Annotated in this window: 26 protein-coding genes; 4 read left to right on the top strand and 22 right to left on the bottom strand. The window is 46.6% G+C overall.

The window, feature by feature from the left end; translation table 11 throughout:
- The first annotated feature begins 300 nt into the window (after window positions 1-300).
- Window positions 301-762: a MarR family winged helix-turn-helix transcriptional regulator gene (locus ACDJ58_RS01990; RefSeq protein ID WP_062326256.1), complete on the top strand. Its 462-nt coding sequence runs from the start codon at window positions 301-303 to the stop codon at window positions 760-762.
- 80 nt (window positions 763-842) lie between these two features.
- Here the strand turns inward: ACDJ58_RS01990 and ACDJ58_RS01985 are convergent, their stop codons facing one another.
- The 5 genes from ACDJ58_RS01985 to ACDJ58_RS01965 form a co-directional block, all read right to left on the bottom strand.
- Window positions 843-1,028 carry a hypothetical protein gene (locus ACDJ58_RS01985; RefSeq protein ID WP_175480690.1) on the bottom strand — a complete coding sequence of 62 codons (186 nt, stop codon included), beginning with the start codon at window positions 1,026-1,028 and terminating at the stop codon, window positions 843-845.
- Between the two features lie 31 nt (window positions 1,029-1,059).
- Window positions 1,060-1,545 carry a hypothetical protein gene (locus ACDJ58_RS01980; protein WP_413375057.1) on the bottom strand — a complete coding sequence of 162 codons (486 nt, stop codon included), beginning with the start codon at window positions 1,543-1,545 and terminating at the stop codon, window positions 1,060-1,062.
- Between the two features lie 119 nt (window positions 1,546-1,664).
- Entirely contained in the window at window positions 1,665-3,173 is a 1,509-nt protein-coding gene (locus ACDJ58_RS01975; protein WP_413379425.1) for an MDR family MFS transporter, read from the bottom strand.
- A gap of 240 nt (window positions 3,174-3,413) precedes the next feature.
- Window positions 3,414-3,986, bottom strand: a complete 573-nt coding sequence (locus tag ACDJ58_RS01970; protein ID WP_413375055.1) for a GNAT family N-acetyltransferase — start codon at window positions 3,984-3,986, stop codon at window positions 3,414-3,416.
- 195 nt (window positions 3,987-4,181) lie between these two features.
- The gene (locus ACDJ58_RS01965) at window positions 4,182-4,478 is read right to left on the bottom strand and encodes a hypothetical protein (protein ID WP_413375053.1); all 297 of its coding nucleotides are present in this window, start codon (window positions 4,476-4,478) and stop codon (window positions 4,182-4,184) included.
- A gap of 186 nt (window positions 4,479-4,664) precedes the next feature.
- On the opposite strand from ACDJ58_RS01965, the gene ACDJ58_RS01960 reads away from it, so the two are divergent.
- The gene (locus ACDJ58_RS01960; RefSeq protein WP_090999242.1) at window positions 4,665-5,153 is read left to right on the top strand and encodes a GAF domain-containing protein; all 489 of its coding nucleotides are present in this window, start codon (window positions 4,665-4,667) and stop codon (window positions 5,151-5,153) included.
- A gap of 155 nt (window positions 5,154-5,308) precedes the next feature.
- Here the strand turns inward: ACDJ58_RS01960 and ACDJ58_RS01955 are convergent, their stop codons facing one another.
- The 7 genes from ACDJ58_RS01955 to ACDJ58_RS01925 form a co-directional block, all read right to left on the bottom strand.
- Window positions 5,309-6,124, bottom strand: a complete 816-nt coding sequence (locus tag ACDJ58_RS01955) for a MerR family transcriptional regulator (RefSeq protein WP_413375051.1) — start codon at window positions 6,122-6,124, stop codon at window positions 5,309-5,311.
- A gap of 370 nt (window positions 6,125-6,494) precedes the next feature.
- Window positions 6,495-7,919, bottom strand: a complete 1,425-nt coding sequence (locus ACDJ58_RS01950) for an aldehyde dehydrogenase family protein (protein ID WP_413375049.1) — start codon at window positions 7,917-7,919, stop codon at window positions 6,495-6,497.
- Window positions 7,920-8,009: 90 nt separating this feature from the next.
- Window positions 8,010-8,432: a universal stress protein gene (locus ACDJ58_RS01945; RefSeq protein ID WP_413375047.1), complete on the bottom strand. Its 423-nt coding sequence runs from the start codon at window positions 8,430-8,432 to the stop codon at window positions 8,010-8,012.
- A 19-nt stretch (window positions 8,433-8,451) separates the two neighbouring features.
- Window positions 8,452-9,672 (bottom strand): MFS transporter, encoded by a 1,221-nt coding sequence (locus tag ACDJ58_RS01940; protein WP_413375045.1) that lies wholly within the window; start codon window positions 9,670-9,672, stop codon window positions 8,452-8,454.
- Between the two features lie 144 nt (window positions 9,673-9,816).
- Window positions 9,817-10,257 (bottom strand): MerR family transcriptional regulator, encoded by a 441-nt coding sequence (locus ACDJ58_RS01935; protein ID WP_090999248.1) that lies wholly within the window; start codon window positions 10,255-10,257, stop codon window positions 9,817-9,819.
- A 246-nt stretch (window positions 10,258-10,503) separates the two neighbouring features.
- Window positions 10,504-10,863, bottom strand: coding sequence for an SdpI family protein (locus ACDJ58_RS01930; protein WP_413375043.1), 360 nt, complete (start codon window positions 10,861-10,863; stop codon window positions 10,504-10,506).
- Between the two features lie 100 nt (window positions 10,864-10,963).
- Window positions 10,964-13,333, bottom strand: coding sequence for a heavy metal translocating P-type ATPase (locus ACDJ58_RS01925; RefSeq protein WP_413375041.1), 2,370 nt, complete (start codon window positions 13,331-13,333; stop codon window positions 10,964-10,966).
- Window positions 13,334-13,598: 265 nt separating this feature from the next.
- On the opposite strand from ACDJ58_RS01925, the gene ACDJ58_RS01920 reads away from it, so the two are divergent.
- Window positions 13,599-13,970: an ArsR/SmtB family transcription factor gene (locus ACDJ58_RS01920; RefSeq protein WP_076290511.1), complete on the top strand. Its 372-nt coding sequence runs from the start codon at window positions 13,599-13,601 to the stop codon at window positions 13,968-13,970.
- Between the two features lie 140 nt (window positions 13,971-14,110).
- Here the strand turns inward: ACDJ58_RS01920 and ACDJ58_RS01915 are convergent, their stop codons facing one another.
- The 8 genes from ACDJ58_RS01915 to ACDJ58_RS01880 form a co-directional block, all read right to left on the bottom strand.
- On the bottom strand, window positions 14,111-15,271 hold the full coding sequence (locus ACDJ58_RS01915; protein ID WP_163758853.1) for an AI-2E family transporter: 1,161 nt from the start codon (window positions 15,269-15,271) through the stop codon (window positions 14,111-14,113).
- Window positions 15,272-15,586: 315 nt separating this feature from the next.
- Window positions 15,587-16,621, bottom strand: a complete 1,035-nt coding sequence (locus ACDJ58_RS01910; RefSeq protein ID WP_413375038.1) for an LLM class flavin-dependent oxidoreductase — start codon at window positions 16,619-16,621, stop codon at window positions 15,587-15,589.
- Window positions 16,622-16,785: 164 nt separating this feature from the next.
- Window positions 16,786-17,097 carry an ArsR/SmtB family transcription factor gene (locus ACDJ58_RS01905; RefSeq protein ID WP_063567799.1) on the bottom strand — a complete coding sequence of 104 codons (312 nt, stop codon included), beginning with the start codon at window positions 17,095-17,097 and terminating at the stop codon, window positions 16,786-16,788.
- Window positions 17,098-17,366: 269 nt separating this feature from the next.
- Window positions 17,367-18,044, bottom strand: coding sequence for an NAD(P)H-dependent oxidoreductase (locus tag ACDJ58_RS01900; protein ID WP_413375035.1), 678 nt, complete (start codon window positions 18,042-18,044; stop codon window positions 17,367-17,369).
- A 268-nt stretch (window positions 18,045-18,312) separates the two neighbouring features.
- Entirely contained in the window at window positions 18,313-18,771 is a 459-nt protein-coding gene (locus ACDJ58_RS01895) for a DUF523 domain-containing protein (RefSeq protein WP_413375033.1), read from the bottom strand.
- Window positions 18,772-18,831: 60 nt separating this feature from the next.
- Window positions 18,832-20,088: a hypothetical protein gene (locus ACDJ58_RS01890; RefSeq protein WP_413375031.1), complete on the bottom strand. Its 1,257-nt coding sequence runs from the start codon at window positions 20,086-20,088 to the stop codon at window positions 18,832-18,834.
- Window positions 20,085-20,663, bottom strand: coding sequence for an RNA polymerase sigma factor (locus ACDJ58_RS01885; RefSeq protein WP_413375029.1), 579 nt, complete (start codon window positions 20,661-20,663; stop codon window positions 20,085-20,087). Before ACDJ58_RS01885 ends, ACDJ58_RS01890 begins: the two co-directional genes overlap by 4 nt.
- 163 nt (window positions 20,664-20,826) lie before the next feature.
- A complete protein-coding gene (locus ACDJ58_RS01880; protein ID WP_413375027.1) occupies window positions 20,827-21,561 on the bottom strand; it encodes a class I SAM-dependent methyltransferase in 735 nt (244 codons plus the stop codon).
- 162 nt (window positions 21,562-21,723) lie between these two features.
- Between ACDJ58_RS01880 and ACDJ58_RS01875 the strand changes: the two genes are divergently transcribed.
- Entirely contained in the window at window positions 21,724-23,079 is a 1,356-nt protein-coding gene (locus ACDJ58_RS01875; RefSeq protein ID WP_413375025.1) for an MATE family efflux transporter, read from the top strand.
- A 137-nt stretch (window positions 23,080-23,216) separates the two neighbouring features.
- Here the strand turns inward: ACDJ58_RS01875 and ACDJ58_RS01870 are convergent, their stop codons facing one another.
- Window positions 23,217-23,573, bottom strand: coding sequence for a FlxA-like family protein (locus ACDJ58_RS01870; RefSeq protein WP_413375023.1), 357 nt, complete (start codon window positions 23,571-23,573; stop codon window positions 23,217-23,219).
- A 199-nt stretch (window positions 23,574-23,772) separates the two neighbouring features.
- Window positions 23,773-25,809, bottom strand: a complete 2,037-nt coding sequence (locus ACDJ58_RS01865; RefSeq protein WP_413375021.1) for a GxGYxYP domain-containing protein — start codon at window positions 25,807-25,809, stop codon at window positions 23,773-23,775.
- Window positions 25,810-26,132: the final 323 nt, after the last annotated feature.

Here is a 26,132-nt window from a genome sequence, read left to right as displayed (position 1 = left end):
AGAAGCGGAGCGTTCGCCTTTATCCCCGGATTTTCCCCTTTGAGAAAGGGAATCCAAAAAAAATCTGGGGATAACAGCGATCGGAAGGTTGTTCTGTCAGCGGAGTGACAAGTGTAAATATTCATTTGTTCAATTTATATTGACGAAAAATGATTAAATTTTAATTGCTAAAAATGCAAATCTTGTGACATATCGCATGTTTTTCGTGCAAACAGATGTTTACAATAGAAATATGGCGAACCTCTGAATCGTCAAATGTAAATTCATCAACTCCAATAAATCTGAAAAGGCGGGATCAGTATGCTGGAATTACAGGAAATCGGAACCGAACGTTCTCTTCATCTGTACCGCACCTTGGCCCAGACATTTAAGAGCGTGAATGAACACGCTGTATCCGGAAGCAAAGTGCATGGCTTCAACCCCACCGCTTACGGGGTGCTCGAAGTGTTATATATGAAAGGAGCACAGCCCATTCAACAAGTCGGTGCACAGCTTCTGCTGCAAAGCGGGAATGTCACTTATGTCATTGACAAGCTGGAGCAAAAGGGACTTTTACATCGAAAACACTGTCCTCAGGATAGACGCATCATTTTCGTAGAATTGACCGAGGAAGGCCAGCGTACGATGGATGACATCTATCCAGGCTACGCACACAAAATAGATCGTGCTGTCAGCGGTCTGAGCGAAGATGATAAAACATTGCTCTCTGAGCTGTTGGAAAGGCTTGCACTCGGTGCGGATCGTTTATCCGCAAACGGCTAAGACCAGCCCCATATCACCTGATCCAAATTAAAAATAACCGGTTCGCCTAAATAGGCGGTACCGGTTATTCGTATTGTTAATCAAAGGTACAGAATCCACATCAACACCGTGAGGGCAGCGACAACCAATCCACCTGCAATCAGCAAATCGACAATGTAACTGGACAGACCTGAACGGCTGTGACCCTCAATCTCCCTCTGAGTCTCTTCGTACTTGCTTTTGGCTTCATCTTCCTTGGACGAATTCAGATTATTGGGAAACATCATCCTCACCCCTACTCCAAATGAGATATCTATATTATCCTGTGTTGGTCTGCTCCTGCTTACGGACTCTATTCAAAATCCATCCCAGACCTGATTGCCACAGCAAAAAAACAAAAGATGTTATTACTACGTATTGATAAGGGCCAGCATACTGAAAGGCATCCATTTTGTACACAAAGATGGAGAACAACAGCGCACTGCCTACACCAAGAAGAAAATAAGCTAAGATTGTACATATCACCTTGGTTACAGGTCCTTTCATTTTCAGGGAAGCAAGCACACTGTCCGCAATTAACGATAAAGGCAGGATCAGAAACAGAAGAAGAGCCAAGTTAATAAGGATGCTTATGATCAATGTATACCAGAAGGGATAGTAATATGTATGTTCCGCTCGTTCCGCCAAGGGAACATATTTCATGAGTCCGACAACCAGGGTAAGCGAAATGCAGGTCAGATTGGCTGCCAGCAGCTTCATTGGAAAGGGTATTAACCAGAACGATTGCAACGATTGCTTGCTCATCTTAACTCACCTCCCATTCCATTACTTTAAATTATAGATAATCCCTTCTAGAAAATAATAAACAAAAAAGCAGCCGAGAAACAGCTGCTTGATCCAAATAATTATTCATTTTACTTCGTTTAATTCCCTGAAGCTTGTGCTTGTGGCGGAGCATCTGCATTTTCGGGAACGATTAACCGTTTGCGCAAGGCCAGTGTCGTTACCCATGAGATAATGGCAATGACAAACATGATGACGAACAAGGAATGCAGACTTCCTTCCAACACGTTACGCAGTAGCGCCCATTTGTCATCCGACAGAGCAGCTTCCGTATGCGGAGCAAGCAGTTGATTCAGATCCCCATCCGAGATCCCCGCTTCCGCCAGATGCTGTTCGCTCGACAACGTTGATATTCGGTAATTCAACCATGTGCCGAAGGCTGCTGCACCAATGGTTTGTCCGAGCGTACGCATAAAGGTATGTAGCGCCGTCGAAGATCCACGCTCTTTATACCCAACCGACGACTGTGAAATGATCGTGAATATCGTAAAAGCAAATCCGAATCCGAGTCCGTAAATAAAGGTCAAAATAAACAGTACGGCTTGGGGTGATGTTCCACCGACCAGGAAGAGTCCACCCGATCCAATGGCAATCCCGGTTAATCCAATCACCGCTGTTAAGCGTGATCCAATTTTCATCAGCAGACGGCCGGCAAGTACACTACCGATCAGCCAGCCAACAGACATCGGTGCAAGCAACAACCCTGATTCGGTCGCGTTACCGCCCCGAACCCCCTGTACCCAAAGTGGCAAATAACTGGTTAGGCCAATCATCAGAGTACTGGTCAGTAGTCCGGCGATATTCGCCACCCGGATGTCCCGAATACGGAATAGATGGAGAGGTACCATCGGAGCCTGGGCTCTTTTTTCCACCACAAAAAATAAAATCATAAACAAAATAGCCACGATACTCAATCCCACAATAATAGGAGAACTCCAGGCATAATACTGTCCACCTGCGGACAATACAAAGAGCAATGCTGTGATGCCGACGGTAAAGGTCAACGCACCCATATAGTCAATTTTCGCGGTACGCGGAGACATTTCTTCCTTCAAATAACGGAATACAAACCACATCGCCAGCAGTCCGAACGGCAAATTAAACCCAAAAATCCACTGCCAGCCCAGATTGTCAACGAAATAACCGCCCAGCAGCGGTCCGGCCAGAGATGAAATGCCCCACACGGAGCTAATCCAGCCCTGTATTTTGCCCCGTTCTTCAAGGCGATAGATGTCACCAATGATCGTAAACGTAACAGGCACAACCGCACCTGCACCAATCCCTTGAATCGCTCTAAAAATAATCAGTTGCTCCATGTTCTGCGAAAGGCAGCACAGAAGCGAACCCAGTAAGAATAAGGCACAGCCAATCAGGAATACTGGCTTTCGTCCGTATAGATCACTGATTTTGCCAAAAATCGGCGTGCTCACAGCCATCGTTAACAGATAAGCAGTGAAAATCCAGCTCAACAGCTGCACACTTCCCAACTCACTGACAATGGTTGGCCCTGCCGGACCAATTACTGTACCTTCAATTGCAGACAAAAAAGTCGCCAGCAGCAATCCCGCCAGGATGAAACTGCGGTTCAAACCTCCGGTTGTATTCACACAAACCCTTCTCTCTTCAATTCTCTATATAATTTGGAACATTGATTTACACAGCCCACTACGAACCAGAACAACCTTTCGATCGCTGTTATCCCCAGATTTTTTTCATCCCCTTCAAAGGGAAAATCCGGTGATAAATGCGAACGCTACGCTTCTCCAGCTTTGTTCTGCCCCTTCGTTATTGTGTAAATTTCAATGTGAAAAAATTATATATTGTTTTCTCTATTTATCTCTCTTACGCAAAAACTCATCGTATAACAATGAATACATCACCATATCCTTATATCCGGTAGACGTATGCTGCACCTGACGCAGCAGGCCTTCCCGCGTGAAACCGCGGTTCGTCAGAAACTCTCCCGAAGCGAGATTACGCGGATCAACCAGCGCTTCAATCCGATTGAGCCCCATCGTCTCATACCCAAACGGTAGCATAACCGAAAATACTTCCGTCATATAACCGTGACGCCAGTAGTCGCGCCCAAGTTCATAACCGATCTCCCCACGGAATGCGCCTTCAAGTTGCCATGTGTTATATCCGCAACTTCCGATGAGCCGGCCCGTTTCCTTGAGTTCAATGCCCCAGCGAATCGCCTCCTCTTCTCCTGCCATTTGGTTCAGCAGCCCAATCATATCCGCAGCCTCACTTGTCCCAATCATGGGCGCCAAATTCATATACCGGGTCACCTCCCGGTCTGACCAGCAAGCGAACATCTGGGCCGCATCCCGGCGGCGCATTTTGCGTAGACGCAGCCTTTCTGTCTCTAGTTCGGGAATTCTCCCTTTGCATTTATACATGAAAAGACACTCCGTTCCGATCTATCCCACAGACCTCATATTCAATAGCCATCTAACCATAACCTGCACCGAATGGCAACTGTTCAATCATCGTAATTACGTCAAAAAACCGGGCCACTTCCGCTCCCGGTCTTGTTGTACGTATGGATCAACTCAAGTTTGCATCCTATTTCGGGACACCTTATCCCAATTTGGTCAGGCTGTAGACGTCTTCTTGCCCGTCCCCAGCAGCTCCTCACTAACCCGGCCGAACACGGCTATGATTTCCTTAAACTCCTCAATGCCAGTCCCGGTAAGGCTCCATTGATCTCCATGGGCGGTTAGGAAGTTCTCCTGTGTCAGATGCTCAAGCTCCTGCTTGATCTCCCGTTCTCCAACGCGATATCCCCGTTCTTCCAATAGAGGCAGTGCGTCGCTAACGGTTAAATCCTGTTTTTGGGCTAGATATAGAAGATGAATTCGTACAAAAAGATTCTGTACCTCTGCATGCATAAGCCAAGCTCCTTCCCGGGTTGTAGCCCGCCGTGGTTGCTAAGTATTTACCCCACGCAGGAAGATGAGAAACAGGAGGAATATTCATGCATGACCTGCCCTTTCCGAAATCCTCCGCTTGACTAACCGCATGCTCTGCACTATCTTGAAAATAAGTACCATTTTTGCTCGGGAGGGTGATTCATCATGTTTCAAGCTGTTTCTTATGAAGGAACACGAAGCGAGCAGCAAACCGCCGTCCTGGGACAGTTAAGTGCTCTGATCCGCGATGAACCTAGCGATATTGCCAATCTGGCAAACGCTGCGGCGTTGCTCAATGTATTTATGACCGATACCAATTGGGTCGGATTCTATCTGTATGATGGAAAAGAACTTGTACTCGGTCCATTCCAGGGACTTCCTGCCTGCATCCGTATTCCACTTGGACGCGGTGTATGCGGCACTTCTGCTGCGGAACGACGTACGATGGTCGTTGAAGATGTTCATGCCTTTCCAGGCCATATCGCCTGTGATGCCGCATCGAACAGTGAAATCGTTGTACCCATTATCAAAAACGGCGAATTGTACGGGGTGCTCGACATCGATAGCCCGCTCAAAAACCGTTTTGACGATGAAGACCGCGTCTTCCTGGAAAAGGCGGTAAGCCTGATTACAGAGCAGCTGGAGTTATCCTAACTGCCTGAAGTAAGGTCTTAAGCCGATGGAGAGTTCATCGGTTTTACGATGATATGCAATAACAAAGAGCGCACTCCTCCTAGAGGATCTGCGCTCTTTGTTATGATTATTTTTCTTCACACCCATGTTCTGCTCGCCCATGATACTTTATGCATCTAGGATAAATCCTGTTCCGCCTTAATCATCATCCCATCTCGTAAAAACTCGGCCAACTTGGGGTGGTAACCATCATACATCTGGCGAAAATTTTTGTGCTCGACGTACAGATTGCCCAGATCACGGTAAATCTCTGCCGTTGGGGTGTAATAATCCTTGATCCAATCGAGATGTCTGCCAATAATCTGCTGTACTTCCGAACTGGCGGGTTCTAACCCATCCTCAATAGCGCCCTGCAAGTCCAAGTGAATCCGGTCAATCTTCGCCTGTGAATCGAGAAAATCTTCCTTCGACTTCATCTCCTGACCCTCAGGCAGTGTGGATGACTCCGGGGTATTGGCGCTGTACTTCTGACTGGCCTCTGTCTGCAACTGTTCATAATAGTCATTCTTTGCCGCATGGTCAGAGGTCGTTTCATTCAAAAGCTGGTGACGCCCCTTATTCGAAAAACCAGCGTACAGTTTGTACTCATCCAGTTCCTGCTCTCCACGTAAATAGGAGATGGTTTTGTCCAGTGTCTGAATCATTCCGTGCAGATGAAGTGCCTTCTCCAGCATCTCGATCCGATGCTGCTGCATAATACGGATCATGTCACGGGGAGTATCCCTGAGCATGGGGCCGATCTCTTCCTCCTCCATGCCTACTTCTTTACAGAACAGAATCTGCTGTAGTCTCAGCAGCTCTGGCTTCTCATAGTAGATACCCTCATCTTGACCCACGAAGGCTGGATTCAGCAGACCTGTCTCTGCGTACTGTCCCAATTCACTCAGACTTACACCGGACATCCCGGATACATCAACCATGGAATATGCCATTTGAATACACCTCCTGTCTGGCCTGTAACTCCTAGGTTCAGGCTTGTTCATACTGCATTTTATTTAAATTCAAGTGAGAGATTATAAGACTTTCAACAATTCCGTACCCCAGTAATCCGTTCATTTCTCTGGATGGATACACAACGCTTCAGTGATATGAACGACATGTAATTGGTAGATTTGCGGTATGATAAGTATTTATACCCTTCTCATCAGATGTGAACCCGGGGTTAATAAAGAAAGGCTATGTATTTTTTTTACGGTAAGGACTGGATGTAGAAAAGAAAAAAATCCTGCACCCACTAACTTGGGCACAGGATCACCTTGTTCTATTTCATCTCGAATATCCGCTCGTCCTATGAGTGGATATTTAATTCTTGTTAAACATAACAAACTTCAATTCGGTCATTTCCTCTACGGCATATTTGACACCTTCACGCCCCATCCCGCTCTGCTTCACACCGCCATAAGGCATATGATCTACACGGAAAGTGGGAATATCATTAATCATCACGCCGCCAGCTTCGATGTGGTCCGCTGCATGCAAAGCAGTATGAATATCATTGGTGAATACACCCGCCTGAAGCCCATAGATGGAATCATTCACATGCTCAATGCCTTCTTCAACCGAATCCACCGTATTAATGACAACAATCGGGGCAAAGACCTCCTGACAAGACACCTTGGCATCACGAGGAACGTTAACAAGCACAGTTGGACGCAATACGCCTCCCTCAGCTTCACCGCCTGCTGCAACCTTAGCGCCTGCCTGCTTGGCCTCATCAATCCAATCCAGTGTACGCTGTACATCTTTGGAAGTGATGAGCGCAGAGACAACGGTATCCGGATTCAACGGGTCTCCAACCACGACTTTTTGGGCTGCTTCAGCAAAACGACGAATGAACTCATCCGCGATCGCGCTGTGCACATAAATCCGCTGCAGCGAGATACATACCTGACCTTGGTAAGTAAAAGCCCCGGTCACACATCTCGGTACCACGTTGTCCAAATTGGCATCCGCGTCTATAATGACGGCTGCATTTGACCCCAGCTCCAATGTTACGCGTTTCAGTCCGGCTTTGCTGCGAATGCTGGTACCTACAGCGGGGCTGCCTGTAAACGTAATATGGGCCACGTCAGGATGCTCTACAAGTACATCACCAATCGTTTTGCCGTCACCGCTCACCACATTCAATGCGCCATCCGGTAATCCCGCTTCCTGAAGCAAATTGGCAATATAATACGAAGACAACGGCGTCTGCTCCGCAGGCTTCAATACAATTGTATTGCCTGCTGCCAGCGCCGGTCCTACTTTGTGAGCCACCAGGTTCATCGGAAAATTAAACGGCGTAATCGCTCCAATAACGCCCAAAGGCTGCCGCATCGTGTAGCCTACACGTCCTTCTCCGCCTTTGGCTGCGTCCATGGGAACCGTCTCTCCGGTGAGCCGCTTGGCTTCTTCTGCGGCGAAACGATACGTTTCCACCGTACGATCAACCTCGGCGAGCGCCGCAGTAATCGGCTTCGCTGCCTCCAGTGCAATTATCCGTGCTGCTTCTTCCTTCCGTTCTTCCAGCAGGGTGGACAGCTTGTAAAGGACGTCTGCACGCTTATAGGCAGGCATTCTGCGCATCTCTTTGCCCGCCTGAACTGCAGCGACAATCGCTGCTTCAACTTCCTCAGCTGACGCTGAGGATACTTCTGCCAGTGTTTCTTTCGAGTACGGTGCCTGAAGTGCTATATAGTCTACTGATTCGGTGGGCTTGCCCCCGATGAACAGATGTTGTTTTTTCATTGTTGTATCCTCCATTCATGTTTAACGCAGAGTTTTCCCATACCTATTTATACACCACTTTAGCATCATCAACACAAGAAAGTCATACCACTATTTGACAGTCATCACCGGACATCCTGCATGTTTCAAGACGCCGTGGCTGACACTGCCCACGACGATTTCAGCGAGCATGCTTTTTCCGGCCGTTCCCATCACAATGAGATCACAGTCTCTATCCTTCGCTACACGGCCGATCTCATTCACGGGATCACCAGCAATCAGCAATGTTTCATAATGAACAGAACGAGCGGCTAACAATTCATTAACGGGTTGTATGATATGCTGCCCTTCTTCAGCGATCCGCGCTTCCAGATCTACACCCAGTGCGGGCTCATTTAGCGAGATCGAAGGATTAACATGTACAATAAGCAAGGAAGCCGTTTGTTTCAGACTTTCTGCCAGAACAACAGCTTGCTCCAGAGCTTTGTGTGCATGGTCCGACCCATCGACAGCAACCAATATTCGTTTCAGCATTTTCCATTCCTCCTGTTCATTAATGATGCGTAATGGCAGCATCGATATCACGCAGATGTCTGCGGCGTACCAGAAGCACAACGACCCCAATCAGGACCATCAATGCGCCAAAATAAAACGGTGTCTCCGGCAGGAACCACTCGGACAATTTACCAGCAAGCCAAGGTGCCAACGCACCTCCAAGGAACCGGACAAAGCTGTATGCAGCCGATGCCACAGAACGTTCAACTGGTGCAGCTTCCATAACTGCCGTCGTAATTAATGTGTTGTTGATCCCAAGGAAAATCCCGGCCACAATAACGGCCACAATAACCGTTGTGGATGATCCCATCACCGTACCCACAGCCATCACCAGCAAATCTAAGGCGAATAGGGTCAGCATGACGCTCATGGAAGGAACCGATCCGAATCGACGTTGCAGTCTTGGTGCAACAAATACAGACGTAATTGCCAGCATCAAACCCCAACCGAAGAATACATAACCAAGTCCGTGCTCATCCAGATTCATGACATAAGGTGAATAAGCCATCAAGGTAAAGAAACCAAAGTTATACAGGAAGGCCGTAATCGCCAATGTTTTCAGTGAAGGATAACCCAGAGCCTTGAACGGATCGGACAAGGAACTGCGCGTTTTCGGTTTGGCCATCTTAGGCAGCATAAACGTAATACTGATAAAAGCAATCGCCATCAGAACAGCTACACCAAAGAACGGGCCACGCCATGAGATGGAACCCAGTTCACCACCGAGCAATGGACCAACGGCAATCCCCAGACCAAGCGCTGCTTCGTATAAAATAATCGCTTTGGCTGTCCCCGAAGTGGACAGTCCTACAATAGCGGATAATGCGGTTGCGATGAACAGGGCATTCCCTAGTCCCCAACCACCACGGTAACCGACGAGAGCACCTACAGTGTCAGAGGTCCCGCCGAGGAAAGAGAAAACAATGATCAGCAAAATCCCGCTGAGCAGTGTCCACTTCACACCAATCCGGCTGGATACAACACCTGTAATCAGCATGGCTACCCCGGTAACCGCGTTATAACTTGTAAACAATAAAGATACCTGGCTTTTGGAAGCATGCAGCTGATCGGCAATCGCAGGCAAAATCGGGTCGACCAATCCTAATCCCATAAAGGAGATGATACAGGCGAAGGCTACTGCCCATACCGCTCTGGGCTGGGATAACAGACCTCCACGGGATGACGGCAATTCGTCAGGTAATGAGGGTTCTCTTTTCATACGTGATTCCTCCTGGTTCATAATTTATGTTGTGAAACAAATTGTGAAAAAAGAATGAAATTCTCATCATTATTTTCAGAAATTTAGGAAAGAAAACGGCACAAATGACACCGGATCTCCCGGTGCTAATCGTGGAATACTCAGTTATGTGTCATTCTCGTGCCCTTCTAATCGTCGAATGCCGTTCTGAACCCGTTCACGCAACTCCTCAAGTTCCTCCTGAACGGCGTGAATGCTCTGAAGTTTCTGCTCGATCAGCTGCAGCTGGTCATCCAACGTCGTTTCCATCTTGGTGAGCTTCTCGATCCGTTCTCTCACTTCAGTGGTCTGCTGGTAGTCAAAACGCTGTTCGTTCAGTGCATCTGCCGTTGCCACATAGGTATGCAGCTCCTGAAGTGAGAAACCAAGCACTTCCTTCGCCCGAACCACCTTTTTGAGATAATCGATATCTTCCCGGGTGTATAATCGAGTGCCACCGTCCGTCCGCTGAGGTGACGGCATAACACCGATCTCTTCGTAATACCGAATGGTACGCTTGGTCAAACCACATTCCTTGGCTACGTCATCGATTTTATATAAACTCATTTCCTTCACCTCACTTTAATATGTCTATAATGTTATGTACATAATTATATATATTATTAACGTTAACGTCAACGTTAGATTTTTGGCTCGAATATGTAGTATGTCTCAAACATGAACAGATTATCGTAGTGGTAATTTTTACAATACGTTGTTAAAAGCAGTTATCTGTTATCCTCCGCCTCTATAAGATGCAAAAAAGATCCGCTCTCGCGGATCTTTCGTTCAGATCGAATTCACATCATGCCTCTATGCGCCTTGCTTCTTCTGTCCCTGTTGCTGGACACGCTGCATTTCCTTCAAGCGGCCTTCAACCTTAGTAAACAGTCGTACCGTATAGAACACAACAGCGAAGAGACTTAGAACCAATGCTTGTACATCGGTAAACCAGAAACCGAGAATACCAAACACCGTAATAATCACACCAAACTGCATCATCAGATTGGCGCTATATCGTTGTGCTTCTTCCCACAATTCCGGGTTACTCATCGCGCGCGGGGTGCGGTAACCATATATGCCATTAATTTTTTTCGGCGGTTTTTTGTAAACCATTAACCCCAATACGAAATAACATACACCGCATATCAAACCAACAATTGCTCCTGCCACAATGTCCTCCCCTAACTCCATTAAAAATACACCACAGATATTAAAACAAAAAAACGGCTCTACGTATATACGAAGAGCCGTCCGGATCGTTTCGTAAAACTTAGATGTCCTTCACCCGTAGTACACGCATGGCATTAAGGACAGCCAGCACGGTCACCCCTACATCAGAGAATACTGCTTCCCACATGGTGGCAATTCCGAACACACCCAGTAGCAGGAAGATCGCTTTGACACCCAACGCAAAACCTATATTTTGCCAGACAATAGTTCGTGTTCGTTTTGCAATCCGGATCGCACTTGCCAGTCTGGATGGTTCATCCGTCATGATGACAACGTCTGCCGCTTCAATTGCGGCATCCGAACCAAGTCCACCCATCGCTACACCAACATCGGCACGCGCCAGAACTGGTGTATCGTTAATGCCATCACCGACAAACACCATTTTCTCCTTCGGTGATTTAGCAGCTTCGAGGCGCTCCAGCTGTTCGACTTTATGCTGTGGCAACAGCTCAGCGTATACTTCATCGACACCCAGCTCACGCCCTACAGCTTCACCAACAGCCTTGGCATCCCCTGTTAGCATCACTGTTTTGCGGATACCAAGCTTCTTGAGTGCCTGAATAGCTGCCGCTGCATCATCCTTCACCTCATCGGCAATGATCAGGTGACCGACATACGAACCGGATTCGGCAACGTGCACCACCGTGCCTACGGTTTGTGGAGTCGTGTAGGAGATACCTGCCTGCTCCATCAATTTGGCGTTACCAGCAAGCACTTCACGTCCATCTACACTGACTTTGATACCATGCCCTGCAACCTCATCGTAATCATCCACACCCTGGGTCCGAATATCCTTTGCCCAAGCTGCGCGAATGGATTCAGCAATCGGATGATTGGAATGGGCCTCGGCAATTGCGGCAAGCTCCATCAATTCATCTTCGTTACGCCCACCTTCAGGGCGAATAGCTGTTACTTTGAAAACACCTTTGGTTAGTGTACCCGTTTTATCAAAAACAACGACTTTAACATCGTTCAATGCTTCAAGGTAGTTACTTCCTTTGATGAGTATACCGTTACGCGAGGCAGCTCCGATGCCCCCGAAAAAACCAAGCGGAATGGAAACGACCAGCGCACACGGACAAGAGATCACGAGGAAGACCAGTGCACGATAGATCCAATCGGCGAATGTCGCACCACTGAGCATCAGTGGCGGAACGAGCGCAATCAAAGCGGCAAGAATGACGACAACCGGCGTATAATAACGGGCAAATTTGCTAATAAAATGTTCCGTTTTGGCTTTGCGGCTACTCGCATTCTGCACCAGGTCCAGAATTTTGGATACCGTGGATTCACCAAAAGTTTTTGTTACTTCAATAGTTAACATTCCGTTTTTGTTCACGAACCCACTCAGTACATCACTACCAGGTTCCAGTTCACGCGGAACTGACTCTCCTGTCAGAGCGGAAGTGTCCACCATGGAACGACCTGCCTTAACAATCCCGTCCAGAGGTACTCGCTCACCCGCTTTAACCAAAATGCGATCTCCAATACGTACTTCTTCCGGCGACACTCGCTTGGTCTCTTCTCCCGAGCCAATCAGCATATTCGCATAGTCCGGGCGAATATCCATAAGCGACTGGATCGACTTCCTTGACCGATTAACCGCCAGCCCCTGAAACAGCTCACCGAGCTGATAGAAGAGCATAACCGCAACACCTTCGGGGTATTGACCAATGGCAAAAGCACCGATGGTAGCCACAGACATCAGGAAGTATTCATCGAATACCTGACCGCGAATAATATTTTTGAACGCCTGGAGAACGATATCTCCCCCTGCGATTAGATAAGCGACAACATAGAGTGCAAGCTGCGCCCATCCTTCCAGCGGAGACCAGATCGCGGCTGCCACCAGAACGGAGCCAGCCGCCAGGCGTGCCAGCAGCACCTTCGTCTGCCCAGCGCCATGTTCATGTGAGTGTCCGGCATGCGCGTCATGATCGTGACCGTCCGCATGACCGTGATCATGTCCGGCATGACTTCCATGATCATGCGTGTGAGCTTGGGCTCCGTGATGATGACCGTGGTCATGGTCATGGGAGTGACCAGCATGATCGAGCCCACTCGGAGTATGCTCATGCGTGTGAGCCCCGCTGTCTGTATGTGCGTGCACATTGCGGTTGGCGTGATTTATTGAATCAGCAGCACCACGACTGCCTTGTGATGATTTACCTTTTTCCGAAATACGAATATGCGGCTCCAGCCGAAGCACTTTGCGTTTCGCTTCTTCCACCACCTGCTCATCCATATCGGATGTGGTGTGCATGGATAAGGTTTTGGTCACAAAATTGACCGAGCAATCGGTAATGCCTTTAATTTTTTTGACGCCATTCTCAATCTTCAATGCACAGTTCGCGCAATCCAATCCATCCAGCAGCAGTTCCCTTTTCACCTGTTCCTGTCCGGTTCCCATGTGAACTCTCCCCTTTGCAGTACGTAAAGCATGATTATTTTCCGTAATTTTTTATGTTACAATCAATATATGAGCAATCATTCATATGTTTTGTTAACCCTATTATATGCACGCTTAAACACGAGTGTCAACAATTCCAGTTGATTTTCCATACAGAATATGCTAATAGTAATCATTTCGCTTTAGACGTTTTTTGGATATAATAGGCTTATCGAAGAACATTTGATCAAATCAAAGGTTGAGTTAATATAGGTGGTGATAGGAAATGGAACAACCGGTTAAAGCTCCAGCCGAATGCGACGCGGCCTGCTCTGGAACAGAGGCTGACGTGCAAACCATTCGTGCTTCTCTCATGGATCGCGAGACCTCTTCGGAGATGGCTGATTGGTTCAAGGCTTTCAGCGACCCGACACGGCTTCGTATTATTGATGCGCTGTTGCAGAAGGAATTATGTGTGCACGATCTGACGGTGCTGCTCGATATGGGACAGTCGGCCATTTCGCACCAGCTGCGATCACTCCGCAACATGCGGATTGTCAAGCGGCGCAAAGAAGGCAAGACCGTGTATTATTCTCTGGATGATGCACACATTGAGCAGATCTTCCTGCAGACGCTTCAGCATATTAAACATAGCTAGGCATTAGCCTGCCTGTTCACACAACAGAACCCCCGCCTCTCGGCCGTTAGCCGATGGACGGGGGTTCTGTTGATTAAGAGCACCGTTTTGCCAGAAAAGGAAGTTTATCATGGATCTAGCTACGGATATGCCCACTCCGGTTACAATAGATTGTTATTCTTCGGATCATACAGGCCGGATCTTTCCTTGAACCAGTTGAAGATATGCGACACACATACTTTCAGCACCGCGTATCCTGGAACGGCCAGCAGAATGCCCACTACACCGAACAGATTACCTGAAGTCAGGATGACAAAGATAATGGTAATGGGGTGAATTTTAAGCGTTTTGCCCATAATCTGAGGTGAGATGAATTTACCCTCAATTAATTGCACGACCGTCCACACCACTACCATCTTCAGCAGCATGAGCGGAGAAGTGACCAGAGCCACGATCAACGCAGGCGTAATCGCGATTGCAGGTCCCAGGTACGGTACAACACTCGTGAAGGATGCGATAATCGCAAGAATCAGCGCATAGTCCAGACCAATAATCATATAACCGATGTAGAGCAGAATACCAATGCAGAAGCTGACGATAATCTGTCCACGAATGAACGAACTGATCTGGTGATTAATGTCTTCCAGCACATGCATTGCACCTGTACGACTCTTGATAGGCAGGAAAGACAGAATTTTCGATGGAAGCTTCTTGCCGTCTTTCAACAGATAGAACAGGATAAACGGAACCGTTACAATGGATAACACCGTCTCGGTGAACGCTCCGAGGAATCCGCCCAATTTGGTCCAGGTCGAGTTCAGAATTTCAGTGGCTTTCTGGGAGATCGTGCCCCACCAGTCCTGAGAATTCAGATTCACCGTTTCCTGGAACTGACTGAACAGCTGACTGCCCGTAAGTTCTTCAAACTGATGCTTTACCGTCTCACTGTACGTTGGGAAGTTTTCAATCAGCCCCATAATCTGGTTACGTACGACCGGAATGACCGCCAGTACCACGACTGTCAGGATGCCTCCGATAGCCAGATATAAGATCAGAATGGACCAGCCACGCTTGATCTTCCACTTTTCCATGACATCCACAATCGGATTCAACAGGTAATAGAGAATACCCGACAGAATAATCGGCAGCACGATCGTCTTGATCAGCACCGCGAGCGGGTGCAAAACAAAGGATACTTTGGTAAGAACCATCACGTTTAGTCCTACCAGCAGCAAAATTAACAGAAAAAGGACGAACTTATTATTCAAAAAAAATCGTTTAAACCGATCTGGCCAGATGCGGGGTTGCTCCGGTTGCTCCATTGGCGTGTCTTCCTCTCTTATGTATCCTTTATCAAAGCATAAGCTGTAAACCTGCATGTTTCTTTACTGCGCATAAAGTTGCTTGTACAAGCCAACATATGTATAACACATTGAGTTTATACGTATGGGGCTGTTTAACCGTTTCAAATTAGAACGGTAAGTTCATTTTACCCTAAAAAGAACCTTCTGCCCCATAGGTCTCCTTTGAAAAATATCCCTACCAAAAAACGGCTCGCCTCCGAAGAGACAAACCGTTAATATGTCAGCGGCGTCCGAGCCTTATGTTCACGTCCGCTGTTACGTTTATGCTTTTGTTTATGCTTTTCCCGCAAGTTGAGCGATCAGCTCGTACGAGTGTAGGCGTGCCTGATGATCATAAATCATCGACGTAATAATCAGCTCATCCGCCTGTGTCTGAGTAATAAATGATTCCAGTTGACCACGCACGGTCTCTGGAGAACCGTTTACAGCTGCTTTCAGCGTCTGCTCTACACCAGCTTTCTCACGATCCGTCCATTTGCCTTCCATATCGGCTGGTGGCTGCACCAATCCGGTTGTGCCACGAATAATGTTCAGGAACTGCTGCTGCATCGTCGTACCAAGCCATGCGGCTTCTTCGTCGGTATCCGCAACGACTGCATTTACACCCACAATAACATGGGGCTCTTTCAAGTGATCGGATGGCTGGAAACTGCTCCGATACGTTTCAAGTGCAATCCGGGTGTAATCCGGTGAGAAGTGGCTGGCAAAAGCAAACGGTAATCCCAGCTGTCCTGCGAGACGAGCACTGAAATCACTGGAGCCGAGCAGGTAAATCGGGATATTCAATCCTTCACCGGGTACTGCGCGAACAGGCGCATGATACGATGTAGCAGAAGCATCGAAATATGCTCTAAGCTCAGCCAGCAATTCGGGGAAATCTTCACCGCTGTTCAGGTCTTTGCGCAAAGCGAGAGACGTGCGTCGGTCACTTCCTGGTGCACGGCCCAGCCCAAGGTCAATACGGCCTGGATACAGGGACTCCAGTGTGCCAAACTGCTCGGCAATTACAAGCGGAGCATGGTTAGGCAGCATGATTCCACCTGAACCGAGACGAATGGTCTTCGTTCCACCTGCAAGGTAACCAATGACAACCGAAGTCGCGGAAGAAGCGATGCCCGGCATGTTGTGGTGTTCCGCTACCCAGTAACGGTGATATCCCCAACGCTCTGCGTGCTGAGCAAGATCCAGACTGTTGCGAAGCGCATCCGCAGGCGTCGCCCCCACAACGACAGGGGCCAAATCCAGAATGGACAATTTAACGTCGTTAATATGTTTTTTATGGGATGAAGCTGTGTTTTCGGTAGACATAATAGAAATTTCTCCTCTGTGGGTATATTTTTATTTTTGTATATCCAGATATATAGATGTAAAAGCACAAAAAAATGATGTGGCAGAGCTGCTCCTCAAGCCGTTTACATCCGGACGGAATACCCGCCTGCACCTGCATTCTTGCTTCCGTCTCGGCGTCCGGCTTATAACTCGTGTTGTACGTACTCGGCAAATTGACGAATGGTTTCTTCGTTGCGGCGATAATACGTCCACTGTCCCCTGCGCTCGGAGATCAGCAACCCGGCTTTGAGCATGGTCAGCAGATAGCTGGATATGACGGATTGAGCCAGTCCGGCCTTCACCTGAATCGTTCCAACACATATGCCGCTCTTTCCTGCATCCGGATGCTGGGATAACTCCAGCGGTGGAAAGTGTTGCTCCGGGTTTTTGAGCCACAACAGAATCTGTCGGCGTGTCTCGTTGGATAATGCTTTGAAAATGAGTATAGGTTCCATGGGTAAGATTATACCGCCTTTCTTTCATTTTGCAAACCAAACAGACGGATTCGACGAACGAACCGGCCTGCCAATAAATACATGTGTATACGTTTAGAACTTGGTGCTGACCGTTTCTTTTACTTGTTCCAGCATGGACTGATAAGCCGTAACTTTACATAGACACCTATTTATATTCAAGCTTTTTTTAATGAACGAGCCCTAGACCTTCCATTGAGGAAGAACCGGGGCACGTTCATTACTATATAAACATCAGATCACGTGAAGCTTTAATCAAGCCACTGCGTGACTTTATCCAAAGGCTGACGGGATTTCTCGCGTGGCGGATCTTCCGCACGATAACCAAAGGCTGCCATGACGGAAACATCCCATAGTCCATCCTCCAACAGACCTTCCTCTTCCAGAATACGATGTACACCCTCATAGTTAAACCCTTCAATTGGGCAGGAATCGATACCAATCAGCGCTGCCGCAGTCATCATATTACCGAGAGCGATATAAGTCTGTTTCGACGCCCAGTCAAATAAAGTACGCGGGTTCTCAAGCATTCGTTGGTTCTTTTGGAACTTGCCATAAGCTTCACGGGTCAACTCAAATACGTCATCTGGCATGCCCTTGATTTCTTTCAGCATATATTCTGCGTAAGGCGAGTTATAACTCGCATCAGACCGCGCCAGAATAACAATAAAATGGCTGGCCTTCGCCAATTGTTTCTGAGCCCCGGAAGAAACTTCGGACAGACGCTTGCGCAAGTCCGGGTTCTGCACAATCAGAAATTTCCATGGTTCCAAACCAATTGAGCTTGGCGACAACCGCCCCGTTTCTAGAATAAACTCAAAATCTTCTGCCGAAATGATACGTGAAGCATCAAACTGTTTGGTTGCATGCCGAAAATAGTAAGCGTTCAAAATGTTTTCTTTCGTAATGGCTTTTGCCGAGGATTCCATATGATCTGCACATCCTTTTCTTGTTTATGTTCATGTTTATGGTCTGAACCTGAATACCTGAGTGTTATTTTAGAGGTTATAATCAAAATATAAAAGTACGCACAATAATGTTTCTTAGTATATAAAAGTAACAATTATTTCTGGCAAGGTTTTTTCAATAATCAAGTGCATGCCCTGTTGTAACAAAAAAAACAAGTCGCCATGGATCTGCTGCTCCCCAAGGCGACTTACCTGTAATTCGTATCAGAGATGAATATGATTACGACAATTATAGCTGTTCCATGAACTTATTTTCCGAGATAACCGTAAATCCCTCTTGGCGCAGCAAAGCAGAAGTAACCCCTTCGCCCACGACTTTGTGGTTGGCAAAGTTGCCATCGTAGATCATCTGTGTACCGCAGGAGGGACTGAATTCTTTGAGCACCACACAGCTGACATCCATTTTTTGCGCCCATTCAAGTGTCTGGTAGGCTCCTTTAATGTACAGATCCGTGACGTCCTTGCCACTCTTCTCAATTACCTTGGCTGTTCCTGCCAGCACATCCTTACCCGTACCGCCGATAATTTCAGCTGGCTCCCGCGGGGTGGAAAATCCTCCAAGCAGCTCCGGGCAGACCATCTTCGCCTGTTCCTGCTCCACAAGCTCCTGAATCTTTGCATCCAGACTCGCTGTTCCGTTGTAACGGCAGGCTACGCCAGCAAGACATGAACTCACCAAATATTTCATCGTTATGCTCCTTATGCTCCATCCATCTATTAAATTGATTGTACCATATGGAATCAAGTCTTAGAGGTTGGCATCCCTTGTGATCATCGTAATACGAGCATCCTCGTTATATCGAATCTGAAAAACATCCCTTGTCGAGTCCAGTTCAAATGTAACGATTCCCGGGGCTTCGGTATTTCGATGGAGTTTATATGCTTGAAGATCAACTTTGAATATTTTTTTAATTAAAGGTTCTACCTTTTCCCTGAGGGTCGATTCTTTTACTTGAAGAAGCTTCTCATGATAAGCCTCCACTTCTTCCCAGGTAGTATAGTCTTTTTGATAAGAATTCGCATCTATAACGGCATAATTAATACCCAAAGTACCTTCAGTCGTCTGAACAAAATAGTTATTTTCAAAGCTAAAAATAATGATATCTCTACCATTTTCATCATCTTTGGTCCGGTGTATGCTTGTCAGATCAAGATCAGCGTTGCCAGTAAACGCCTCAATGGAATCCTCTGCATACGTTAAAGCAGTTTGGGAAACTTGATCAGGTTGGACATCGCCTGAAACGGAGATCGCTGCATCCTGCAACCAAATGATCTCTCCATAGCTTTCTTCATTCTCTAACGATAGAGTAGTATATGATTCCGGCTCTAATTCGCCCTGCTTCATTCCCACATATCGATTGGCTGATATTGGTGTGAGAGCAGGGTCCCCACCAATGCCTTGAAGCAGTGAAGGAATCTGACGCAAATAACGATGCTCTAGCTCATTAGCCGACATCTCCCGTCTCATCTGTACCTCACGTAGATTGCCTGTTGCCGCATCAAGCCAGACCAACGCATATTCTGCATCGCCTTCTTTTCCAGCCTCGACGGAGACTCTTCCAGAGACAGGCAGGTCCTTCACTTTGGTTATAAGTAATTGTTTGCCAAGATAGTCTCGCATCGTGACGGCTACATTCTTTTTCATCTTGTCAGTGAGCAGGCTCATGCCGGCATCATCCGTATATTGCAGCGCTGCTGTGGGATATACTTTTTCAATTACAGGCTCCACAATCTGTCCGTTCCAGAGAATGACCGCCGCTGCCACGGCTGCAATCGTCGTGCACGCCATAACGGCTTTATGGGAGCGAAGACGGCGTCTGTGTTGATTGGGCAGGGTGTTTTGCTCGGTGGACTTATCCCCAACATCACTCATTTTCTGTCCAGATCCCGATTTGAGCCAGGCTACCTGGCGAAGTACGTTCTGCTTATGCTCCTCGGTAAAAGGAGACTCCGCAAACGGCTCCTGTCTGACTACTTTTTCCCATTCGTCATCCATATGTTTCATTCGCTTCGCTCCTCCCACTGTTTCCGTACTTTGGCCTTCACCCTGGACAGTCGCGATTTGACCGTTCCCGCGCTGATGCCAAGCATTTCCGCAATTTCACCCGTCGTAAGCTCATACTTCAGATGCAGCAAAAGCAATTCCCGGAATTTGTCCGGCAGAGCCATAATGATGTCCCAGATTTCGTGAACGTGCTCCCTGCTGATCGCCTCGGCTTCGGCAGAGGGGTGAACCAATTTTTCAGGCTTCATCTCACCCATGCTCGTATTCACCTGTTCCGTGTGGATTGGCAGTGTCTCTCCCCATAAACTGCTGCGAAAAAATCTGGACTTCCGGTATGTAAATGTCGTGTTCCTAGTAATGGTCAGCAGCCATGTCTTCAATGAGCATTCTCCTCGAAAATGGGCGATCCCGGAATACGCCCGGATAAACACCTCTTGTGACAATTCATCCGCCTGCTCGGTACTTTTGGTCAGAAAGTACGCATAGTTCCATACGTCGTTCCCGTAATCATCCATCATGCTGCTAAGTGTGTAATTGTCGATCGTCTGAACGTGTGCCAGATATTGATAGTCCAACTGATGTTCACCTCACTTAATAAGACTGCGTCCATTCGGGTTTGGTTCCCAAACGGTTTATTTCCTGCAAAATAAAATAAACCAGCAAGGTCCAGATGCACTGAACGCGCTGGTCTATCTAGTTTAAAACCCATAAACTTCATTTTGATGCCGAAGCTGCTGCTCAAGCCTTAACCGCGGCAATCATCAGAAACATCGGTCGACGACTCTCATCTGACATACCGGGAACCTGTTCCATCATCTCAGGGGATGGCTTGGACTCGGCTACCTGTTGAATGACAAAACCAGCTTGAATCAATTCATTCAGATGAGTCGCCATCGTACGATGATATTTTACCACATCCTGGTTCAGAAAGTTCGCTACCCGCTGCCCTTCCTCTTGATAATGATCCACGGGCCAGTGCAGTATTTCACCCTGAGGTCCATAATGCCAGTCCTGCTCCGCCCGGGCCGTGAAGATGGGATGTTCCGCAGACAAGACAAACTTACCTCCTTGGACTAGACATGCATTGATTTTGGCGTATACCTGATCCAGACGCTCGATATAGTGCAAAGCCAGTGAGCTGATCACCACATCAAATTGTCCCGGTGCAAAATCAATATCCTCAATCGCCATACGCTGGTACTCGATATGAGGATCATCCGTCATCTCGCGTGCCCGTTGCAACATATTTTCAGACAAATCCACGCCAACCACAGAACTAGCCTGTTGCTCACGTGCATATCGACAGTGCCAACCAAAGCCGCACCCCAGATCCAGTACGTTCTTACCCTTTAATTCAGGCAGCATCGTTTGCAGTTCATGCCACTCGCCAGCAGCCTCCAGCCCTTGGGTTGATCGGGCCATCTGACTGTAATTGCCGAAAAACTCGGCTTCATCGTATTTGTTTTGCTTCATAAAGAGATTCCCTCCCGTATCATAAAAGATGCTCTATTAACTCTATCATATAAACGATCATCTTTTGGAAAAGTTGCCAACCAAATTCTCGGCATGTTATTATACAGAACGAACGTTCAGTATAATATAGAATGAACATTCAGTATACTTACGGAGGTCACCATGAACACAAATTGGACGCATCCATTAGAAAGGCAATCTGTAGGTAAGGCATTTGTAAGCTACCTCGTGCCTTCCATATTAGGGATGCTGGTTGTTGCTTTCAACTTTATTATCGACGGCATTATGGTTGGACACAAACTGGGTTCTACAGCGTTGGCGGGAATCGGGATTGCTTCTCCTGTCTATACGCTTTTTGTAGCTATGTCGCTATGGATTGGAATGGGCGGGGCAACCTTGTATTCAACCTATATGGGTAAGAAGGATCTCACGACAGCGAAGCAAATTTTCACCAAATCCATTACTATTATTTTGCTGATTACAATGGTTATCGGATATACGGCATATACTTTCAGAGATAAGCTTGTCTTGGCCCTTGGTGCCAATACTGAAACATTCCCGTTTGCTGCGGACTATATGAATATTATGCTGTTGTTCGGTTTTGTCTTCACCATTGAGAATGCACTTACTATTTTTGTTCGTAACGACGGAAATCCCAATACATCCATGTATGCTCAGATTACGTTTGCGGTAGCCAATATTGTGCTTAACTATATAACGTTATACGTACTGGAATGGGGCGTTCGTGGCGTCGCGATTGGTACGATTGTATCGGCATCTCTGGCGCTTCTTGTGTTGCTGACTCACTTTTTCAGGAAAAATAATAATCTCAAATTTACTCGCTTCAAATGGAATACCAAACTGCTGGCTTCTATTGTACTCATTGGTTTTCCCAGCTTCCTGGCTGAATTAGGTATGTCTGTCTTCTCCATCTCTCACAACATCTCACTGGATCGGATTGCGGGCACGGATGGCGTGGCATCTTTTACAGTCTTGAACTATATTCATGGCGTTGTACTGCTGGCATTTCTCGGTCTAGCGTCCGCTGCCCAACCTTTGGTCAGTTATTATCACGGAGCCAAACAGATGGATCGGGAAAAACAGACCATTCGATTAGCCTCCAGAACGGCTCTGGCATGTGGGGTCCTGCTGTTACTCGTTGTACAACTAGGCGCACCTTATTTTGTGCAAATCTTCGGGAACTTCAGTGCCAGCGTGACGGATAACGCCGTGTACGGTTTGCGAATATTTACTTTTGCATACTTGTTCATGGGTATTAACTTTGTCATGAGTACGTACTTCCAATCTGTCGGAAATGCCAAAATGGCCATCTGGATTACAGCTGCACGCGAGATGATCATTATGGTTGCATTGATTGCGATCCTCCCTTCATTCTTCGGTGTCACTGGCGTATGGCTTGCCGTTCCGCTTTCCGAGATGGTGGTTCTGGTGACTATCGGCATGTACTATAAAAAAAGATCTATCTCTGAACGGATAAACGGTTTAACGATTGAATAAAGCATATGCATGTGAACAACCAAAAGACCTGCTTGATCTATAGAGATCAGGCAGGTCTTTTTGGTTAAGCTAATCAGCTCTAACTTACCAATTTGCTCGTTCGTTTAATATATTTTTTATAAGTTTTATATTCCCTCTTATACCCGAATATCAAATCGGCCATTGCTTTCCGTTGTTGCATTTGCAATTTCTTGCGGGGATGCTGCTTGCATGCCATTGGTTGGTGGTTTGGCCGGCGGCGCTTCTTTGGTTCCGGTTGTACCGCTGCTCTGGGAGCTTTGCTGCGAGATTTGAGCTTCGATTTGCTTAATTTGCTGCTGCAGCTGCTTTGTTTTGGTCTCCTTGGTTTTCTCATCGTCCTTGCTGGATTGTACTTTCTCCAATTCGGCCTCAAGCTTCGTCTTTTGTTTCTCCAACTCACTTGTGCTGTTCGAACTGGATGAAGACGTGGATATGTAGGATGTCGTGGAACTTGCTGCTGAAGAAATATTCATTGTTGATCTCCTCCTCTTTCTTGGTTCCACTATATCCCATCCAAATGGAAGGAACGTTAAATTCAACTGAAAGGTAGCTGAAATTGTGGCTCTAAAGTCCAGAGTGCTCCAAGCACAGCGCAAAAAAGACGAGCTCTCGGCTCGCCTTCATGCTTCTTTTCACATTACTTGTGATTGAAAGATTCCTAACTTCTCAACCTTATTTGGACAATCCATGGGCTTCTCGGACGAGTGAGAAATATTCATCCGCCTTCACAACCTGGAATTCTGCTCCAAGAGATTCCGTGATCGCCAACACATCTGATGGTGTCATACTCCATGCGTTGATCCCAATCGAAATAAACTTTGGAGATTTGCCATCCCAGTCTTTCTTTGCATCAGTCAATACATTTTTACCGTCCTGAACCGTTGAGGTGCCTCGCATCATAGATACTGGAAGGCTCCCATTCATGATTTTAATATCCTCTTTATCTTCCCCTGCCAAGAAAAGACCTTTGAGTTTATAATTTTTCTCATACGCAGCTGCCGTCGACTCGCTGAGCGGAATGTCTTTTCCAAGTTCCCGATTCAGCACATAAGGGTACGACATGTCGGTTTTCTTAAGATACGAATAAGATTGTTTCAGGTATTCCGGAAATGTCTCCTTCGGCCAGACATGCGGATTGAAGTAACTCGCTCCAGATGGTCCTGCGACAAGCAGGTCATTTTTCGTTGCAGTTGAACGGTAATAATTTAGAACGGCAGGAGCTGCATCATACAGCAGCGGACTTGAAGTCCAGTTAATGGGTACTTTGCCCCGAGCGGGATCATCCCATAAGTTACGCATATGATTCAGGTCGTATTGCAAATTGTCGCCTTCGCCAAAGGTATAGGTCACGTAAATTTTATTCTCAAGCTTAGGATCAACTCGTTTAGGTGTCGGTTCTTGTTTTACTTTTGTTCCTGAAAATACGGTCATGTTATGAAACCAGTCAGAAGGTATAACATAGACACTATGACGAGACGTTAGTTCGAGGCCAGCGACCTCCCCTTCGAAATCATTGTCGAACCATCCCATATAAGGTGTCCCCGGCTTTACGTCGGACAGAATCTTCTCGAAAAGCGCCTTTTCCTCAGGTACACTTGTTGACAGCCAGAAGACCATTGCTTTGTTTGCTACGGCATAATCACGTAGAAAACCATAAGGTTCCTTCTCTTCAGATGAGAGTGGTTTAATATTGCCCGCAGATACTTTGTATTGGTTCCACATTTCAATCGATACTGTTAATTGCTTCGTATTGGCTGCAGGTTTAAATTCGTATACAAAGTAATTGCCGTGATCTACGAAGCGGTGATCGCTTCCAGGTAAAAATTTGGAGTTATGTCTGTCATAGAGAAACGTTTCTTCCTCGGAGGTACCCGTTTTAAAATCTGAGATGACCTGTCCATCTGCCTTCACTGTCACTTGATGAACGGCTGGCCCCCAGCCATCCTGAGGAAAAGCATCTTCGAAGCGGAGATAGACAGCCTCTTTTCCCAAATAGGAAGACAAATCATATTCAAATGTTTTCCGATTACTTCCATCACGTACTTGTTCCTTCTCGACAGCAATCGTTTGGAACGAATCAAAATTTCCTGGCGGGATCGGGATGGATGTGTCCGGACTCAATCCGACCAACATTCTTTGAGTCGTTTGGCTCCAAAGATTCTCATATTGCCAATTGTATGCGTCCATACGATTCTTGAATTTGCCTTGTAAGTCTTCAAGTACCGACAGGTTATACGGTGCAGCAGTTAATTGTTGTGCAAGTTCGGGACTCGCGACAACGGCATCTTTTAGTCCAGCAAGTGTAGTTGCCACATTAATAGAGTCCGGTAAATTTGGATCATATACAATAATGCCTTTAATCTCTTTTGCATATTTCTTGAAAACATCCATAGCGTTGTCATATTGCTTATATGGAACCTTTAAGTCCTTAAGCCATGGGTCAACTTTATTCTGTAGCACATAAATTCGTGGCTTTTCCCGATTCACAACTCCTGAAAGAGTTGTCAAAAGCAATTTGATATCCCCCTGTGCCTCATATACATTGGCAACATCCAGGTGTTCGACTTTACCGAAGTTTGGAAGCGCTTGATTTTTAGGCCATTTCAAAGAATCCACATGCTTTGAATCATTAGAAGCAGCAAATGCGCTAACCGAGAACACTGTTGTGCAGACAAGGGTAATACACAAAACCGCTAACTTACGAATCATAATTTTCATTTCTCCTTTTAATGTGATGTGAAATGTGAAGTCATGTGGTGCCATGTGCAGTAATGGAACAAACAGCGTCCTCTTCTTATACACTCCCTCCTCGGCGAATAAGTCATTTCATTTATATATTAAATATATAATATATAACTTTCAATACCTTTGACAAATGTTCCTTAAATTCGACATTTAACAACAAATTAATTAACTCCCTCAATTGTATGATGTCGTATTATTACATTTTATAGCTTAAACACGCCCTTTTTGAATCGGTTCATTTATATCCCGAATAACTATATTAAATATATATTATGAGGCGATATAGT

Origin of the sequence: Paenibacillus taichungensis (genome assembly GCF_047302525.1) — a bacterium.
In the GTDB taxonomy this organism is placed as follows: domain Bacteria; phylum Bacillota; class Bacilli; order Paenibacillales; family Paenibacillaceae; genus Paenibacillus; species Paenibacillus taichungensis_B.
Note: the sequence above shows the minus strand (reverse complement) of the source record. Positions and strands in the feature narration are given on the sequence as shown.